Raw genomic sequence first — 15,379 nt, 5'->3', positions numbered from 1 at the left:
GCGCCCGGCGTTATATTCGAGTTAGGGAATATAAACTTCGCCCCCGCCGCCGCAAGACGGTCGGGCCGCGCGCGCAAGTGCAGCTCTGCGCGCGCAAAAAGCCCCGCCGGAGGGGTCTCCGGCGGGGCGAGGCTCGGCGATCAAGACGGGGAGGAGATGCCGGACCGCCGGCCGGCGGCTCAGCCGAGATAGTCGGCCAGAACCGCGCGGACTCCGCGCGCATGCAGCGCGCGCAACCAGGTCGCGAAGGTCTCGCGGAAGCCGGGATGGTCGGCCACCGCCCCGTAGACGTCGCGCAGCTCCAGCCAGGCGAGCGGATCCTCCTTCGCCCGCGCCGCCTGCGCGCGCAGCCGGTCCCAGTCGGGATCGTTCGGCGCGATCTCCGCCCCCGCCTCGTCGACGCCCAGGCAATAGCGGGCCCACAGCGCGCTCTCCAGCGCCAGCCCCGGCACGGGGCGGCCGGCGGCGAGATTGTCCTCGATCGAGGGCACGATGAACTTCGGCTGCCGGTTGGAGCCGTCGAGGCAGAGCCGCCGGATCGTGTCCTCGATCCGCGGGTTGCCGAAGCGCTCCTTCAGGCTGGCAAGATACTGGTCCTGCGTGGCGCCGGGCACCGCCTCGACCACGCCGAACACCTCCGTACGCTCCACTTTCTCGAAGAAGGTCGCGACCTGCGCGTCGGCCATCGCGTCATGGGCGAACTCCAGCCCCAGCAGGCCGGAGGGATAGGCGATCATCGCGTGCCCGCCGTTGAGCATGCGGATCTTCATGTGCTCGTAGGGCGTCACGTCGTCCACGAACTGCACCCCGACCTCCTCGAGCGCGGGGCGCCCGGCGGGGAAGCGATCCTCCAGCACCCACTGGCGGAACGGCTCGCAGAAGACGGGGCGCGCGTCGTCCAGCCCGTAGGTCGCGCCCAGGTGCGCGCGCCGCGCCTCGGTCGTGGCCGGGGTGATGCGGTCCACCATCCCGTTGGGGAACGCCACCTCCCCCTCGATCCAGGCGGCGAGGTCCGGGTCCTGGCCCCGCGCCACGCCCAGCACCGCGGCGCGCGTGACGGCGCCGTTGTGGGGGAGGTTGTCGCAGCACATCACGGTGAAGGGCCGCTCCCCCGCCGCGCGGCGCGCCCGCAGCCCCGCCACGATGGCCCCGAACACCGTCGTCGGCCGCTCCGGCGAGGCGACGTCGGCGCGGATCGCGGGATGCTCGGGGTTGAACCCGCCCGTCCGGGCGGAGACGAAATACCCCCCCTCGGTCACCGTCAGCGACACGATCCGCACCGCCGGGTCCGCCATCGCCGCGATCATCGGCCCGTGGCCCTCGGCCACCGGCAGGAAGCCCGCCATCGCGCCGACCACGCGCACATCGTCGCCGCCCTCGCCCATCTCGGTGACCGAGTAGAGGTGATCCTGCCCCGCCAGCCCCTCGCGCATCGCCTCGTCGGCGGGCATCACGCCCGCGCCCAGGATCCCCCAGGCCGGGTCGCCGCCCGCGCGCAGCAGGTCGTCGGCATAGACCGCCTGGTGGGCGCGATGGAAATTCCCCATCCCCACGTGCAGGATCCCCGGCCGCAGGGCCGAGCGGTCGTAGCCCGGGGCCGAGACCCCGGCGGGCAGGGAGCCCAGGGAAGCGTTCGATAGGCGCGTCGACACGGGGGCGACCTCCTGCTTGGTCGATCACGAAAGGAAGGCGGCGGCGCCCGTCGGTCCCGGGGCGCCCGGCCGCCCTCAGCTCATCCAGTTGCCGCCGTCGACGTTGTAGGTCTGCGCGACGACGTAGTCGGCCTCGGCCGAGGCCAGGAACACGGCCATGCCGGTCAGGTCCGCGGCCGTGCCCATGCGCCCGAAGGGGACGGCCAGGCCGACCTCCCGCTTCTTCTGGCCGGGGGCCTTGCCCTCGTATTTCGCGAAGAAGGCGTCGACCCCGTCCCAGTGCTCGCCGTCCACCACGCCGGGCGCGATGGCGTTCACGTTGATGCCGTGGCGGATCAGGTCGAGCCCCGCCGACTGCGTCAGCGAGATCACCGCGGCCTTCGAGGCGCAGTAGACCCCCACCAGCGCCTCCCCCCGACGCCCCGCCTGGGAGGCCATGTTGACGATCTTGCCCCCCGTCCCCTGCGCGATCATCCGCCGGGCAGCGGCCTGCAGGCAGAACAGCACGCCGGCCACGTTGACCGCGAAGACGCGCTCGTAGTCCGCCCGCTCGATCTCCACGATCGGCGCGGCGGTGAAGAGGGCCGCGTTGTTGACCAGAATGTCGATCCCGCCGAGGGCCGAGACCGCCTCGTCCATCGCCGCCTCGATGCTCTCCTGCCGGGTCACGTCCAGGTGCACGGCATGGGCGCCGATCCGCGCGGCCTCGTCCCGCGCGCGGGGCAGGTCGATGTCGGCCAGCACCACCTGCGCGCCCTCGGCGAGATACGCCTCGGCGAAGGCGAGGCCGATGCCGCGGGCCGCGCCCGTGATCACCGCCCGCCGGCCGGTCAGCCGGCCCAGCCCCTTGCGCTCCGCCCCGCTCATGCGATGCGCAGGCCGTCGCGGTCGAAGCGGTGCATCCGCTCCTCGTCCGGGGTCAGGAAGATCGCGTCGCCGTGGTGCAGGCTCACCTCGCCGCCCGCGCGCACCGTCAGCGGCTCCGAGCGGCCCTCCATGTGCACGTGGAAGAACGTGTCCGAGCCCAGATGCTCCGACACACCCACCACGCCCTTCCAGGTCCCCTCTGTCGCCGAGGGCGCGATGTGCTCGGGCCGGATGCCGATGGCATGGGCGCCGCGGCGCTCCGCCTCCGGGCCCTCGAGGATGTTCATCTTCGGGCTGCCGATGAAGCCCGCCACGAAGCGGTTGCGCGGCGTGTGGTAGAGCTCCAGGGGCGAGCCCACCTGCTCGATCTTGCCGGCCTGAAGCACCACGATCTTGTCGGCCATGGTCATCGCCTCGACCTGGTCGTGGGTCACGTAGATCATCGTGGTGCCCAGCCGCTCGTGCAGCTCCGAGATCTCCAGCCGCATCCCCACCCGCAGCGCCGCGTCGAGGTTCGAGAGCGGCTCGTCGAAGAGGAAGGCCGCCGGCTCGCGCACGATGGCCCGCCCGATGGCGACGCGCTGGCGCTGGCCGCCCGACAGCTGCCCGGGCCGCCGGTCGAGGTAGTCGGTCAGGTTCAGCACCTTGGCCGCGTTCTCGATCCGCCGCTCCTGCTCGGCCTTGTCCATGCCCGCCATCTTCAGCGGGAAGGCGATGTTCTTGCGCACGGTCATGTGGGGGTAGAGCGCGTAGCTCTGGAACACCATCGCCAGGCGCCGCTTGGCGGGCGGGAAGGCGGTCGCGTCCTCGCCGTCGATCTCGATCACCCCGCCCGAGACGTCCTCCAGCCCCGCGATCAGCCGCAGCAGCGTGGACTTCCCGCAGCCGGAGGGGCCCACGAAGACCACGAACTCCCCATCCTCGATCTCAAGGTTCAGAGGGGGGATGACGTGGACGTTCTCGAAACTTTTCTTCACGTCCTTCAGAACGATGCGTCCCATGGGGGTTCCCTCACATCCCTTGTTACTTGACCGCGCCGAAGGTCAGCCCGCGCACCAGCTGCTTCTGGGAGAACCAGCCCAGGATCAGGATCGGCGCGATGGCCATGGTCGAGGCGGCCGAGAGCTTGGCGTAGAACAGCCCCTCGGGGCTGGAGTAGGAGGCGATGAAGGCCGTCAGCGGCGCGGCCTTGGCCGCCGTCAGGTTCAGCGTCCAGAACGCCTCGTTCCACGCCAGGATCACGTTGAGCAGGAAGGTCGAGGCGATGCCCGGCAGCGCCATCGGCGTCAGCACGTGGATGATCTCGTCCTTCAGCGTGGCGCCGTCCATCCGCGCGGCCTCGAGGATGTCGCCCGGGATCTCGCGGAAATAGGTGAACAGCATCCAGATGATGATCGGCAGGTTGATCAGCGTCAGCACGACGACCAGCCCCAGGCGGGTGTCCAGCAGCCCCACGTCGCGGAAGATCAGGTAGATCGGCACCAGCACGCCCACGGGGGGCAGCATCTTGGTGCTGAGCATCCACATCAGCACGTCCTTCGTCCGCTTCGCGGGCACGAAGGCCATCGACCAGGCCGCGGGGATCGCGATCAGCAGCCCCAGCACGGTCGAGCCCAGCGACAGGATCACCGAGTTCATGAAGTGCAGGAAGTAGTCCGACCGCTCCTGCACGGTCGCGTAGTTCTCCAGCGTCCAGTCGAAGGCCAGGAACGAGGGCGGCGAGGCGATCGCCTCCGCCTCCGTCTTGAAGCTGGTCAGGATGGTCCACAGGATCGGGAAGAAGATCAGGATCGCGATCGCCCATCCGAAGACGGTCGAGACGACCTTGCGGTTGGTGGTGACGGCGCGGGCCATGATCAGAGGTCCAGGTTCTTGCCGATCATCCGCATCAGGAAGAATGCGACGATGTTGGCGAGGAGGATGGCGAAGACGCCCCCGGCCGAGCCGAGCCCGACGTCGAACTGCAGCAGCGACTGCGCGTAGATCAGGTAGGTGAGGTTGGTCGACGCGTTGCCCGGACCGCCGTTGGTGGTCACCAGGATCTCGGCGAAGACCGACAGCAGGAAGATCGTCTGGATCAGGATCACCACCGTGATCGCGCGCGCGAGATGCGGCAGGGCGATGTGGCGGAAGCGCGAGAACGCGCCGGCCCCGTCCATTTCCGCCGCCTCAAGCTGCTCGCTGTCCAGGCTCTGCAGGGCGGTCAGCAGGATCAGGGTCGCGAAGGGCAGCCACTGCCAGCTCACGATCAGGATGATCGAGGCGAGCGGCGCCTGGGCGAGGAAGTCGAACGGCTCCAGCCCCAGCCCCTTGGCGAGCTGTCCGAACAGCCCGTTCACCGGGTGGAAGAACATGTTCTTCCACACCAGCGCCGAGACGGTGGGCATCACGAAGAACGGCGCGATCACCAGGATGCGCACGATCCCGCGCCCCCAGATCGGCTGATCCAGCAGCAGCGCCAGAGCCACGCCGCCCACGATGGTGATGACCAGCACGCCCCCGACCAGCAGCAGCGTGTTGATCACCGCCGGCCAGAAGGCGGGGTCGGTGAAGAAATACGCGTAGTTCTCGAACCCCACGAACGGGTTCGCGCCGGGCATCAGCAGGTTGTAGCGCAGGAACGAGAAGTAGAGCGTCAGCCCCAGCGGGATCAGCATCCAGCCCAGGAGCAGGATCACCGCGGGCGAGATCATCATCCGCGCCGCCGCGCGGGAATGCTGGGTCGCCATGGCCCGGTTTCTCCGGTTGGGCGCCGGCGTCGCGCGCGGCTCTCGCCGGGGGACGCTGGGGCGCGGTCAGGTCGCCGTCCGAGGGATCTCTCCCTCCGTCCGGCCGGGCGCGGCGCGCGCGCCGGGCGGGACGAGGGGGGAGGGGGCGGTCGGGGCCGGCCGGCCGGGGATCGGCCGGCCCCTCCCGGGGGGCGTGCGGGACCGGCGCCGAGGAAGCGGACGCCGGTCCCCAAAGCGGGGGGACCGATGTGGGGTCAGTACCCGGCCCGCTTCATCTCGCGCTCGGTCAGGGTCTGGGCGTTCGCCAGCGCCTGCTCCGCCGAGATCTGGCCCGCGAGCGCCGCCGACAGCTGCTGGCCCACCGCCGTGCCGATGCCCTGGAACTCGGGGATCGCCACGAACTGCACGCCGACGTAGGGAACCTCGTCCACCGTGGGCTGCTGCGGGTCGGCCGCGTTGATCGACTCCAGCGTCATCTGCGCGAAGGGCGCCGCCTCGAGGTACTTGGGGTTCTCGTAGAGCGAGGTGCGCGTGCCCGGAGGAACGTTCGCCCAGCCTTCCTTCTCGGCCACCAGCGCGGTGTACTCCTTCGAGGTCGCCCACTCGATGAAGGCCTTGGCGGCCTCCTCCTTCTCGGTCCCCGCGGGGACGGCGAGGTTCCAGGCCCACAGCCAGTTGCCGCGCTTGCCCAGGCCGTTGTCCGGCGCCAGCGCGAAGCCGACCTTGTCCGCGACCTCCGAGTCCTTGGGGTTGGTCACGAAGGAGGCCGCCACCGTGGCGTCGATCCACATCGCGCACTTGCCGGTCTGGAACAGGGCCAGGTTCTCGTTGAACCCGTTCGAGCTCGCGCCCGGAGGCCCGTAGTTGGTCATCAGGTCGAGGTAAAAGGTCAGCGTCTCCTTCCACTCGGGGCTGTCGAACTGGGGCTTCCAGTCCATGTCGAACCACTTCGCGCCGAAGCTGTTGGACATGGCGGTCAGGAAGGCCATGTTCTCGCCCCAGCCGGCCTTGCCGCGCAGGCAGATGCCGTAGACCTCGTTGGCCTTGTCGGTGGTGGCGGCGGCGATCTCCTTCACCTGGTCCCAGGTGGGGGCCTCGGGCATCTCCATCCCCGCGGCCTCGACCAGGTCCTTGCGGTACATGACCATCGAGGACTCGCCGTAGAACGGCGCGGCGTAGAGCTTGCCGTCCACCGTCAGGCCGCCCCGGATCGCGGGCAGCAGGTCGTCCACGTCGTAGGAGGCCGGCAGGTCGTCCAGCGGCACCAGCCACCCCTGCTTGCCCCAGATCGGAACCTCGTAGGTGCCGATGGTCATCACGTCGTACTGGCCGCCCTTGGTGGCCACGTCCGTGGTCACCCGCTGACGCAGGACGTTCTCCTCCAGCGTCACCCACTCGACCTTGATGTCGGGGTGCTTGGACGTGAAGTCGTCCGTCAGTCCCTGCATCCGGATCATGTCGCCGTTGTTCACGGTGGCCACGGTGATCGTCGTCTCGGCAGACGCCGCGGTGGCGAGCGCCACGGCCGCGCAGGCGCCCCAGAGGGCGCTGGTCCGCAAGCTCATGAGTTCCTCCCTGGATGAGAACTTGCTTAGGTTGCGAGCAATTGCTCATGTCGGCCCATGCGCTGTCAAGGCCTTGGGCCTTTTGCAGTGCAGCATGTTTTCGGAGGTCAGACGCCCCGGATCAGGCCAGCATCGCCTCGGCCGTCAGCTCGTCGGTGATCAAGCCGTTGACCAGCCCGCCTTTCAGCGCCGCCTTGATGGCGGGGCGCTTCTTCGCGCCCGCAGCGATTGCGACGATCAACTTTTCCTCGACCCGCTCCAGCCGCACGCCCGCGATGCGGGCGTTGGCCCCGGTCTCCAGGTAGGTTCCCGAATCATCGTAGGACCAGCCGGTGATCTCGCCGACCGCGCCCAGGCGGCGCAGCTCCTCGATCTCCTCGAGGGTCAGGAACCCGTCCTTCAGAAGCGGCGGCTCGCCCCCCATCTCGCCCACGCCCACGAAGGCCACGTCGGCGTTCTCGGCCAGCGCCCGCGCCCGCACCACAGGGGGCAGCGAGATGAACAGGTCCCGCTCCTCGGGCGTCGCGGCGACGAGGGGCAGGGGCATGGGATAGTGGCGCGCGCGCACCTTGTCGGCGAGCCGCATGATCACGTCGAAGGCGCTCGCCGTGCCGTCGGGCGCCATGTTGCCGTTCAGCGAGGCGATGCGGTGCTGGGGGCAGTCGATGGCGCGCATCTCCTCGACCATCGCGCGCAGGGTGCGCCCGGTGCCCAGCGCCACCACCAGCGGATCGGGGGCCGAGAAGATGCGCTCCAGCTCCTCGGCCGCCACCGGCGCGATGGCCTTCACCGGGTCCGCGCCCCGCCCGAGGCTGGGCGCGACCCGCGCCCGCTTCAGCCCGAAGCGCTTCGCCAGCGCGCGCTCCAGCTCCATGCACCGGCTGACCCGATGCTCCAGCCGCACGTGGATCAGCCCCTCGGCCACGGCCTTGGCCACCAGACGCTGCGCCCGCTGGCGGGAGATGCCCATCTCCGCCGCGATCTGGTCCTGCGTGGCGCCGCCGACGTAGTAGAGCCAGGCCGCCCGCGCCGCCTGGTCCAGCGGCGTCGCCGCGTCTTCCTCCCGCCGCGGCCCGCTCACGACGCGCCCTCCGTGCAGGAGGCGGCGCGCGCCAGCTCCGGCCGCGTCTCGAAGAAGCGGGCGAAGTCGTCGAACTCGCGATGCGGGCGCAGGTCTCCGGGGTCGGGCAGGGCGATGTCGCGGAAATGCGCGCCCCCGGTGAAACGCCACGCCTCCATCCCCGCCGCCAGCGCCGCGCGCACGCCGTTCTCGCTGTCCTCGATCACCAGGCAGCGCTCCGGCGCGACGCCCGCCTTCCGCGCGGCCAGCAGGAACAGGTCCGGCGCAGGCTTGCCCCGCGCCACCTCCGAGGCGGTCGAGATCCGCCCGGCGAACCGCTCCGCCAGCCCCGCGATCTCCAGGCTGCGCGCCACCCGCGCCGGGCTCGACGAGGTCGCCAGGCGATACGGCGTCGCCAGCCGGTCCAGCGCCGCGGTCACGCCGGGCATCACCGTCAGCTCCGTCTCGAAGGCGGCCAGCAGGCGGCGGCGGTAGTCGGCCTCGAAGCTCTCGGGCAGGTCGACGCCGAAATCCTCGCGGATCACCTTCAGCACCACCGGGTAGCTGCGCCCCAGGAAATGCCGGGCGACGTAGGCGAGGTCGATGTCGATGCCGCGGGTCTTCATCTCGGCCACCAGCATCCGCGCGCTGATCGCCTCCGAGTCGATCAGCACCCCGTCGCAATCGAAGATCACCAGCTCGATCCGCCGCATCCGTCCCTCATCCCCCTGGTCTCGTCGCGCAGCGTGCCACGCGGGGCCGGTCCTGCGCGCCGGTCCCCGAAGCCGCACCCGCGCCCCGGTCTTGTTTGCCGTCGCCCAGGCCCTCGCCTCAGCCGCAGCAGCCGTCGCCCAGCCCCAGCCGCTGCAGCTGCACCGGCGGGCAGGGGACCGAGCCGTAGGAGCAGAACACGCAGCAATCCCCCGCCTTGGGCCGCAGCACGGCCCCGCAGCCCGCGCAGTCGTAGAAGAACCAGCAGGCGTCGGTCGGCATCTCCTCGACCTTCGCGTGTCCGCAGTCCGGGCAGACGATCCGCGAGCGGCGCTCGATCTCGACCTCGGTCATTCGCGGCTCCCTCCCGCTTCGGCGGCGTTCGCCTCCCGCCGGGCCATCGTGCGGCGCACCAGCAGCTCCGGCTCCGGCGCGAACCGGGCCTGGAGCGGCAGCATCGCCGCCCCCAGCACCCGCGCCTCGCCCCCCAGCACGCCCGCGCGGATCGAGACCGGGCTCAGCCCCGTGCGGTCGAAGCGCATCATCGCCTCCCGGGTCTCGTCCAGCAACCGCCGCCGCCAGAGGGGGGGCAGCACGCCGTCGAGCACCACCGCCTCGAAGTCGATCACCGCCAGCGCCGAGACGACGGCCCGCGCCAGCGCCGGCGCGGCCTCCGCCGCCCAGGCCTCGAACACCGCGTCCGCCGCCGCGCCGGCGTTTCCCGCCATGGCCGCCGTCACCTCGATCCCCGCCGCGCGCAGCGCCCGCGCGAGCCCCACGCCCGAGGCCGCGTGGATCAGCTGCCGCCGCCCCCGCCCCGCCAGCGGCATCGAGCCCAGCGCGCCGGCGTTGCGCTGGGCGCCGGGGAACAGCCGCCCGTTCAGCACCACGCCGCCGCCCACGAAGGCGCCGATGTGGATGTAGAGGGCGCTCGCCACGTCCAGCGCCTCGCCCATCAACAGCTCCGCCACGCAGGCGGCGGCGGCGTCGTTGCAGGCCAGCACCGGCTCGCCCGTGGCGACCTCGAGCTCGAGCTGCGGGTCCACCTCCCGCCAGCGGGCGAGCGCGGCGGGCGGCGCGCCCAGCTCGTCCGCCCAGGCGTCCATCTCGCCGGGCAGGGCCAGCCCCACCCCCGCCAGCCGCTTGCGATGCTCCGGCGGCATCGCCTCCAGCAGCGCCCGCGCCTGGCCGGTCGCCGCCGCGATCACCGGGCCGGGCAGGGGCGCCTCCAGCCGCTGGGCGCGGGCGTCCACCACCTCGCCCCGCAGGTCGATCAGCAGCGCCTCGACCGAGCGTCGCCCGATCTTCACCCCCAGCGAGAACGCCCCCGTGCCCGCCACCGTCACCGGCGTCGCCGGCTGGCCGCGCCCCCGCGCGCCCGCGCCCGGCGCCGCGCCCTTCTCGAGCAGGCCCTGCTCCAGCAGCCGGTCCACGATCGACTTGGCGGCCTGCGCGCTCAGCCCCGTGGCGCGCGCGACCTCGGCCTTCGAGGCGGCGCCCGCGCGCAGCACCGCGTCGATCACCCGCCGCTCGTTGTAGGCCCTCAGCCCCGCCGCATCGCCGCCGCGCATCGCCCGCCGATCCTTCCGTTCTCCGCGTCGCGGAAATCCTGCCGGTCGGGCGGGATTAAATCAACCGATATGATTTAATCGTTGACGAATCGAGCCCCCCTGTGGCGCTCTCCGCCTGCCGGGAGGTCCGCCGGCGCGCCTGCGCCGCGGCGCCGCCGGTCCGGCCGCGCGGAGCCAAGGCTTGCGCGCGCCCCGGCCCGCGGCGAGGCTTCTTCGGCGCGCTGACAAGGGAGGCTGCGAGCGATGTTTCTCGTCTGCGGGGAGGCCCTGTGGGACCTGTTCGCGGTCGAAGGGGAGGGGCTCTCCTTCGATGCGCGCGTCGGCGGCTCGCCGCTCAACGTGGCCGTGGGGCTGGCCCGGCTGGAGCAGCGGGCGGGCCTGTTCACCGGCCTCTCGACCGACCGCCTGGGCGAGCGGCTGCTGGGCGCCCTGACGGCCGAGGGGGTGGCGACCGAATTTCTCGTGCGCACGCAACGGCTCAGCACGCTCAGCCTGGTGGACGTCGGCGCCGACGGCTCCCCCCGCTATGCCTTCTACGGGGAGGGGGCGGCCGACCGCTCGATCACCGCGGCCGATCTGCCGAGCCTGGGCGCCGAGGTCTGGGGCCTGCATGCGGGCAGCTATTCGCTGGCGGTCGAGCCGGTGGGCGCGGCGCTGCTCGCGTTCTTCGGTCGCGAAAAAGGCCGGCGGCTGCTGACCCTGGACCCCAACGTGCGCCTCTCGATCCAGCCCGACGTGGACCTGTGGCGCGAGCGGATCGGCCGCTTCCTGCCCTGCACCGACGTGGTGAAGGTCTCGGACGAGGATCTGGGGATGCTCCACCCCGGCCGCCGCCCCGACGAGGTGGCGCAGGAGTGGCTGGCCGCCGGCCCGGCGCTGGTGGTGGTCACCCGCGGCGCGCAGGGCGCGGTCGCCTGGGGGGCCGCGGGCCGGGTCGAGATCCCGGGCCGCCCGGTGCAGGTGGTCGACACCGTGGGCGCCGGCGATACCTTCCAGGCCGCCCTGATCGCGGGCCTGGCCGAGCGCGGCGCCGCCACCCGAGAGGCCGTCGAAGCCCTTGACGCCACGCAGGTTTCCGGCCTGCTCGACTTCGCCGTGCAGGCCGCCGCGATCACCTGCGGACGCCGCGGCTCGGACCTGCCGCGCCGGGCCGAGCTGCCCGCCCCCGCCCCTTCGGAGGATCGCTGATGGTCGCCCGCGTCGTTCCCGTCGATCCCTTCGACCTGGTGGTCTTCGGCGCCACCGGGGACCTCGCGCGGCGCAAGCTGATCCCGGCGCTCTACCACCGCCTGCACGACGGGCAGATGCCCGACGGCGCGCGGGTGGTCGGCGCCGCGCGCTCGGACCTCGACCGCGACGCCTTCCGCAACATGGCCGAGGCCGCGTTGAAGGAGTTCGTGGGCCCCGCGGATCTCGACCCCGAGACCGTGGGGCGGTTCCTCAACTGCGTGGACTACGCCCAGGTCGACGCGACCTCGGACGAGGGCTGGTCGGACCTCGCCGCCGCCCTGCCGTCCGATCCGGCGCGCCCGCGGGCCTTCTATCTTTCTGTCGCGCCCCGCTTCTTCGGCCCGATGTCGGAGCGGATCCACGACGCCGGCCTCTCGGGCGAGCAGGCGCGCATCGTGATCGAGAAGCCGCTGGGCCACGACCTCGCCTCGGCCCGCGCTCTCAACCGCACGCTGGCGGCCTATTTCGACGAGCATCAGGTCTACAGGATCGACCACTACCTGGGGAAGGAGACGGTCCAGAACCTGATGGCGCTGCGCTTCGCCAATGCGCTGTTCGAGCCGCTGTGGAACGCCCGCCACATCGACCACGTGCAGATCACCGTGGCCGAGAGCGTGGGGGTCGAGGGGCGCGGCCCCTACTACGACGGCGTCGGCGCGATGCGCGACATGGTGCAGAACCACATGCTCCAGCTCCTGTGCCTGATCGCGATGGAGCCGCCGTCGGTCTTCGAACCCGACGCGGTGCGCGACGAAAAGCTCAAGGTTCTCCGCGCCCTGGCCCCGCTCGAGTCCCCCGACGACGTGGTGCGCGGACAATATGCGGCGGCGAACGGCACCGCCGGCTATCGCCACGACGCCGAGAGCCCCGAGAGCCGCACCGAGAGCTACATCGCGCTCAAGGCCGAGGTCGCCAACTGGCGCTGGTCCGGCGTGCCCTTCTACCTGCGCACCGGCAAGCGCCTGCGCACCCGCGTCTCCGAGATCGCGGTCGCCTTCAAGGAGGCGCCGCATTCGATCTTCCCCTCCGCCTCCGGGCGCTGGACCCAGAACGTGCTGGCGATCCGCCTTCAGCCCGACGAGGGGATCACGCTGGGCATGACCATCAAGGATCCCGGCCCGGGGGGCATGCGCCTCGCGCCCGCGGTGCTGGACATGACCTTCGCCGACGCCATGTCCTCGACCAAGCTGCGCATGCCCGACGCCTACGAGCGGCTGGTGATGGACGTGATCCGGGGCGACCAGACCCTGTTCATGCGCGGCGACGAGGTCGAGGCCGCCTGGCGATGGGTGGACCCGATCATCGCCGGGTGGGAAGAGAGAGGGGACCGCCCCGTCTCCTACGACCCCGGCTCCTCGGGCCCGGAAGACGCGCTGATGCTGCTGCATCGCGACGGGCGCCGCTGGAGGGAAATCGCCACATGAGCCTGACGCCCGAGATCATCGAATACGACAGCCGCGACGACCAGGCCGGCGGCCTCGCCGACCTGGTCGCAGGCCGGCTGACGGCGGCCGTCGCGAAACGCAACAGCGCCAGCCTCGCGGTGCCCGGCGGGACCACCCCCGGCCTGATGCTGAAGCTGCTGGGCGAGAGCGACGCGCCCTGGGGCCTGATCGCCGTGACCCTGACCGACGAGCGCTGGGTGCCGCCGGCCTCGGCCCGCTCGAACCAGAAGCTGCTGGCGGAGACGCTGTTTCACGGCGCGGCGGCGGCGGCGGAGTTCGTGCCCCTCTACGGCGGCGGGCCGGAGCCGGCGCAGGCGCTGCACGCGGTGAACCTGACGCTCGAGCAGGTGGCGCTGCCGCTCGACGTCGCAGTGCTGGGCATGGGCGACGACATGCACACCGCCTCGATGTTCCCCGACGCGCTGGGGCTGGAGGAGGCGCTGTCGGCCGACGCGCCCCCCGCCGTCGCGATCCGCGCCCCAGGCGCGGAGGAGCCGCGGATCACCCTTTCGGCCCGGGTGCTGCGCGCCGCCGAGCGCCACATCCTGATCCAGGGCCACGACAAGATGCGCGCGCTGGAGCGCGCCATCCAGATCGCCGACCCGATGCGCGCGCCGGTGTGCGCCGTGCTCGAGGGGGCGACGGTGCACTACGCCGACTAGCTCACCCGACAGGCCGGGACCCTCCCCCCCTCGGAGGGTCCGGCCGGCAGGAGGACGTCATGAACCCGACCATCGAGGCCGTCACCGACCGGATCCGCGCGCGCTCCGCCTCCGCGCGGGGGGCCTACCTCGCCCGCGTCCAGCGGGCGGTCGAGGCGGGGCCCGCCCGCGCGCATCTGAGCTGCGGGAACATGGCCCACGTCACCGCCGCGATGGGCCCCGACAAGCTTCCCATCGCCGAGGAGCGGGGCGGCAACATCGGGATCGTGACGGCCTACAACGACATGCTCTCGGCCCATCAGCCGTTCGAGCGGTTCCCCGACCTGATCAAGGCCGCGGCGCGCGAGGCGGGCGGCACGGCTCAGGTCGCCGGCGGGGTGCCGGCGATGTGCGACGGGGTCACCCAGGGCCAGCCGGGGATGGAGCTTTCCCTGTTCTCGCGCGACGTGATCGCGCTGGCGGCCGGCGTGTCGCTCAGCCACAACTGCTACGACGCGGCGATGTTCCTGGGCGTGTGCGACAAGATCGTGCCGGGGCTGGTGATCGCGGCGGCCACCTTCGGCCACCTGCCGGCGATCTTCGCCCCCGCCGGCCCCATGCCCTCGGGCCTGCCCAACGACGAGAAGTCCCGCATCCGCCAGCAGTTCGCCGCCGGCGAGATCGGGCGGGACGAGCTGCTCAAGGCCGAGATGGCCTCCTACCACGGCCCCGGCACCTGCACCTTCTACGGCACCGCCAACACCAACCAGATGCTGATGGAGTTCATGGGCCTGCACCTGCCGGGCGCGAGCTTCGTGAACCCCAACACGCCCCTTCGCGACGCGCTGACTTCCGAGGCCGCCCGCCGGGCGCTGGCGATCACCGCCAAGGGCAACGAATTCACCCCCGTCTCCGAGGTCCTGGACGAGAAGGCCTTCGTGAACGGCATGGTGGGGCTGAACGCCACCGGCGGCTCGACCAACCTGGTGCTGCACCTCGTCGCCATGGCCCGCGCGGCCGGCGTGCTGATCGACTGGTCGGACATGGCCGAGATCAGCGCCGTCACGCCGCTGATGGCGCGCGTCTATCCCAACGGGCTGGCGGACGTGAACCACTTCCACGCCGCGGGCGGCCTGGGCTGCATGATCGGGGAGCTGCTCTCGGCCGGCCTCCTGCATGAGGACGTGAAAACCGTCGCGGGCCCGGGCCTGAGCCGCTACACCGCCGAGCCCAAGCTGAACGGCGAGCGCGTGGCCTGGGAGGACGGGGCGGGGGAGAGCCTGAACCGCGACATCCTGCGCCCCGCCTCCGACCCGTTCCAGAAGACCGGCGGGCTGCGGCTGCTGGGCGGCAACCTCGGCTCGTCCGTCATCAAGATCTCGGCCGTGAAGCCCGAGAACCACGTGATCGAGGCCCCGGCCCGCGTCTTCCACGACCAGGAGGCGGTGAAGGCCGCCTTCAAGGCCGGCGAGTTCGACCGCGACATGATCGTGGTGGTCCGCTTCCAGGGCCCCAAGGCCAACGGCATGCCCGAGCTGCACTCGCTGACGCCGCCGCTGGGCGTCACGCTCGACCGCGGGCACAAGGTGGCGCTGGTCACCGACGGGCGCATGTCGGGGGCCTCGGGCAAGGTGCCCGCCGCCATCCACCTCAGCCCCGAGGCCGCCGACGGCGGGCCGATCGCGCGCATCCGGGACGGCGACGTCATCCGCCTCGACGCCGCCGCCGGCACGCTCGAGGTGCTGGTCCCGGCCGAGGAGTTCAACGCCCGGCCCCCCGCCCAGCCGGACCTGTCGGCCAACCACGAGGGCATCGGGCGGGAGCTGTTCGCCGCCTTCCGCGCCTCGGTCGGCGCGGCCGAGACCGGCGCCGCGGTGGTGGTCTGACCGCCCGAAGCCCCATGGGCGC

14 protein-coding genes are annotated in these 15,379 nt (G+C 71.9%); 4 read left to right on the top strand and 10 right to left on the bottom strand.

Features of this window, described 5'->3' with window-relative positions; genetic code table 11:
* Positions 1-179: 179 nt before the first annotated feature.
* The 10 genes from P2H44_RS23070 to P2H44_RS23025 form a co-directional block, all read right to left on the bottom strand.
* Positions 180-1,652 carry a mannitol dehydrogenase family protein gene (locus tag P2H44_RS23070; RefSeq protein WP_275767458.1) on the bottom strand — a complete coding sequence of 491 codons (1,473 nt, stop codon included), beginning with the start codon at positions 1,650-1,652 and terminating at the stop codon, positions 180-182.
* A 75-nt stretch (positions 1,653-1,727) separates the two neighbouring features.
* Entirely contained in the window at positions 1,728-2,495 is a 768-nt protein-coding gene (locus P2H44_RS23065) for an L-iditol 2-dehydrogenase (RefSeq protein ID WP_275767608.1), read from the bottom strand.
* Positions 2,496-2,515: 20 nt separating this feature from the next.
* Positions 2,516-3,520, bottom strand: a complete 1,005-nt coding sequence (locus P2H44_RS23060; RefSeq protein WP_275767456.1) for an ABC transporter ATP-binding protein — start codon at positions 3,518-3,520, stop codon at positions 2,516-2,518.
* 22 nt (positions 3,521-3,542) lie between these two features.
* Positions 3,543-4,373, bottom strand: a complete 831-nt coding sequence (locus P2H44_RS23055) for a carbohydrate ABC transporter permease (protein WP_275767454.1) — start codon at positions 4,371-4,373, stop codon at positions 3,543-3,545.
* A 2-nt stretch (positions 4,374-4,375) separates the two neighbouring features.
* Complete coding sequence (locus P2H44_RS23050; RefSeq protein WP_275767452.1) at positions 4,376-5,248, bottom strand: carbohydrate ABC transporter permease; 873 nt, start codon at positions 5,246-5,248, stop codon at positions 4,376-4,378.
* Positions 5,249-5,502: 254 nt separating this feature from the next.
* Positions 5,503-6,813, bottom strand: a complete 1,311-nt coding sequence (locus P2H44_RS23045; RefSeq protein ID WP_275767450.1) for an ABC transporter substrate-binding protein — start codon at positions 6,811-6,813, stop codon at positions 5,503-5,505.
* Between the two features lie 121 nt (positions 6,814-6,934).
* Positions 6,935-7,894, bottom strand: coding sequence for a sugar-binding transcriptional regulator (locus tag P2H44_RS23040; RefSeq protein WP_275767449.1), 960 nt, complete (start codon positions 7,892-7,894; stop codon positions 6,935-6,937).
* The gene (locus tag P2H44_RS23035; protein WP_275767447.1) at positions 7,891-8,586 is read right to left on the bottom strand and encodes an HAD family hydrolase; all 696 of its coding nucleotides are present in this window, start codon (positions 8,584-8,586) and stop codon (positions 7,891-7,893) included. The genes P2H44_RS23040 and P2H44_RS23035 overlap by 4 nt, the downstream gene beginning before the upstream one ends.
* Positions 8,587-8,704: 118 nt before the next feature.
* A complete protein-coding gene (locus P2H44_RS23030; RefSeq protein WP_275767445.1) occupies positions 8,705-8,938 on the bottom strand; it encodes a GDCCVxC domain-containing (seleno)protein in 234 nt (77 codons plus the stop codon).
* Positions 8,935-10,155 (bottom strand): ROK family transcriptional regulator, encoded by a 1,221-nt coding sequence (locus tag P2H44_RS23025; protein WP_275767443.1) that lies wholly within the window; start codon positions 10,153-10,155, stop codon positions 8,935-8,937. Before P2H44_RS23025 ends, P2H44_RS23030 begins: the two co-directional genes overlap by 4 nt.
* A 243-nt stretch (positions 10,156-10,398) precedes the next feature.
* On the opposite strand from P2H44_RS23025, the gene P2H44_RS23020 reads away from it, so the two are divergent.
* From P2H44_RS23020 to edd, 4 genes are read left to right on the top strand one after another with little or no spacing between them, the layout of a single operon-like run.
* Positions 10,399-11,343, top strand: coding sequence for a carbohydrate kinase family protein (locus tag P2H44_RS23020; RefSeq protein WP_275767442.1), 945 nt, complete (start codon positions 10,399-10,401; stop codon positions 11,341-11,343).
* Positions 11,343-12,809, top strand: a complete 1,467-nt coding sequence (gene zwf / locus P2H44_RS23015) for a glucose-6-phosphate dehydrogenase (RefSeq protein ID WP_275767441.1) — start codon at positions 11,343-11,345, stop codon at positions 12,807-12,809. Before P2H44_RS23020 ends, zwf begins: the two co-directional genes overlap by 1 nt.
* The gene (pgl, locus tag P2H44_RS23010; protein ID WP_275767439.1) at positions 12,806-13,492 is read left to right on the top strand and encodes a 6-phosphogluconolactonase; all 687 of its coding nucleotides are present in this window, start codon (positions 12,806-12,808) and stop codon (positions 13,490-13,492) included. The genes zwf and pgl overlap by 4 nt, the downstream gene beginning before the upstream one ends.
* 59 nt (positions 13,493-13,551) lie before the next feature.
* Complete coding sequence (edd, locus tag P2H44_RS23005; protein ID WP_275767437.1) at positions 13,552-15,357, top strand: phosphogluconate dehydratase; 1,806 nt, start codon at positions 13,552-13,554, stop codon at positions 15,355-15,357.
* The last annotated feature ends 22 nt before the right edge of the window (positions 15,358-15,379 follow it).

The organism is Albimonas marina (assembly GCF_029223255.1).
GTDB lineage: Bacteria > Pseudomonadota > Alphaproteobacteria > Rhodobacterales > Rhodobacteraceae > Albimonas.
Note: the sequence above shows the minus strand (reverse complement) of the source record. Positions and strands in the feature narration are given on the sequence as shown.

What these genes read in the sequence shown, in the direction of transcription:
- P2H44_RS23060 (WP_275767456.1), bottom strand. Translation starts at nt 3,520, where the DNA reads ATGGGACGCATCGTTCTGAAGGACGTGAAGAAAAGTTTCGAGAACGTC.
- P2H44_RS23055 (WP_275767454.1), bottom strand. Translation starts at nt 4,373, where the DNA reads ATGGCCCGCGCCGTCACCACCAACCGCAAGGTCGTCTCGACCGTCTTC.
- P2H44_RS23050 (WP_275767452.1), bottom strand. Translation starts at nt 5,248, where the DNA reads ATGGCGACCCAGCATTCCCGCGCGGCGGCGCGGATGATGATCTCGCCC.
- P2H44_RS23045 (WP_275767450.1), bottom strand. Translation starts at nt 6,813, where the DNA reads ATGAGCTTGCGGACCAGCGCCCTCTGGGGCGCCTGCGCGGCCGTGGCG.
- P2H44_RS23035 (WP_275767447.1), bottom strand. Translation starts at nt 8,586, where the DNA reads ATGCGGCGGATCGAGCTGGTGATCTTCGATTGCGACGGGGTGCTGATC.
- P2H44_RS23030 (WP_275767445.1), bottom strand. Translation starts at nt 8,938, where the DNA reads ATGACCGAGGTCGAGATCGAGCGCCGCTCGCGGATCGTCTGCCCGGAC.
- P2H44_RS23025 (WP_275767443.1), bottom strand. Translation starts at nt 10,155, where the DNA reads ATGCGCGGCGGCGATGCGGCGGGGCTGAGGGCCTACAACGAGCGGCGG.
- P2H44_RS23020 (WP_275767442.1), top strand. Translation starts at nt 10,399, where the DNA reads ATGTTTCTCGTCTGCGGGGAGGCCCTGTGGGACCTGTTCGCGGTCGAA.
- zwf (WP_275767441.1), top strand. Translation starts at nt 11,343, where the DNA reads ATGGTCGCCCGCGTCGTTCCCGTCGATCCCTTCGACCTGGTGGTCTTC.
- pgl (WP_275767439.1), top strand. Translation starts at nt 12,806, where the DNA reads ATGAGCCTGACGCCCGAGATCATCGAATACGACAGCCGCGACGACCAG.
- edd (WP_275767437.1), top strand. Translation starts at nt 13,552, where the DNA reads ATGAACCCGACCATCGAGGCCGTCACCGACCGGATCCGCGCGCGCTCC.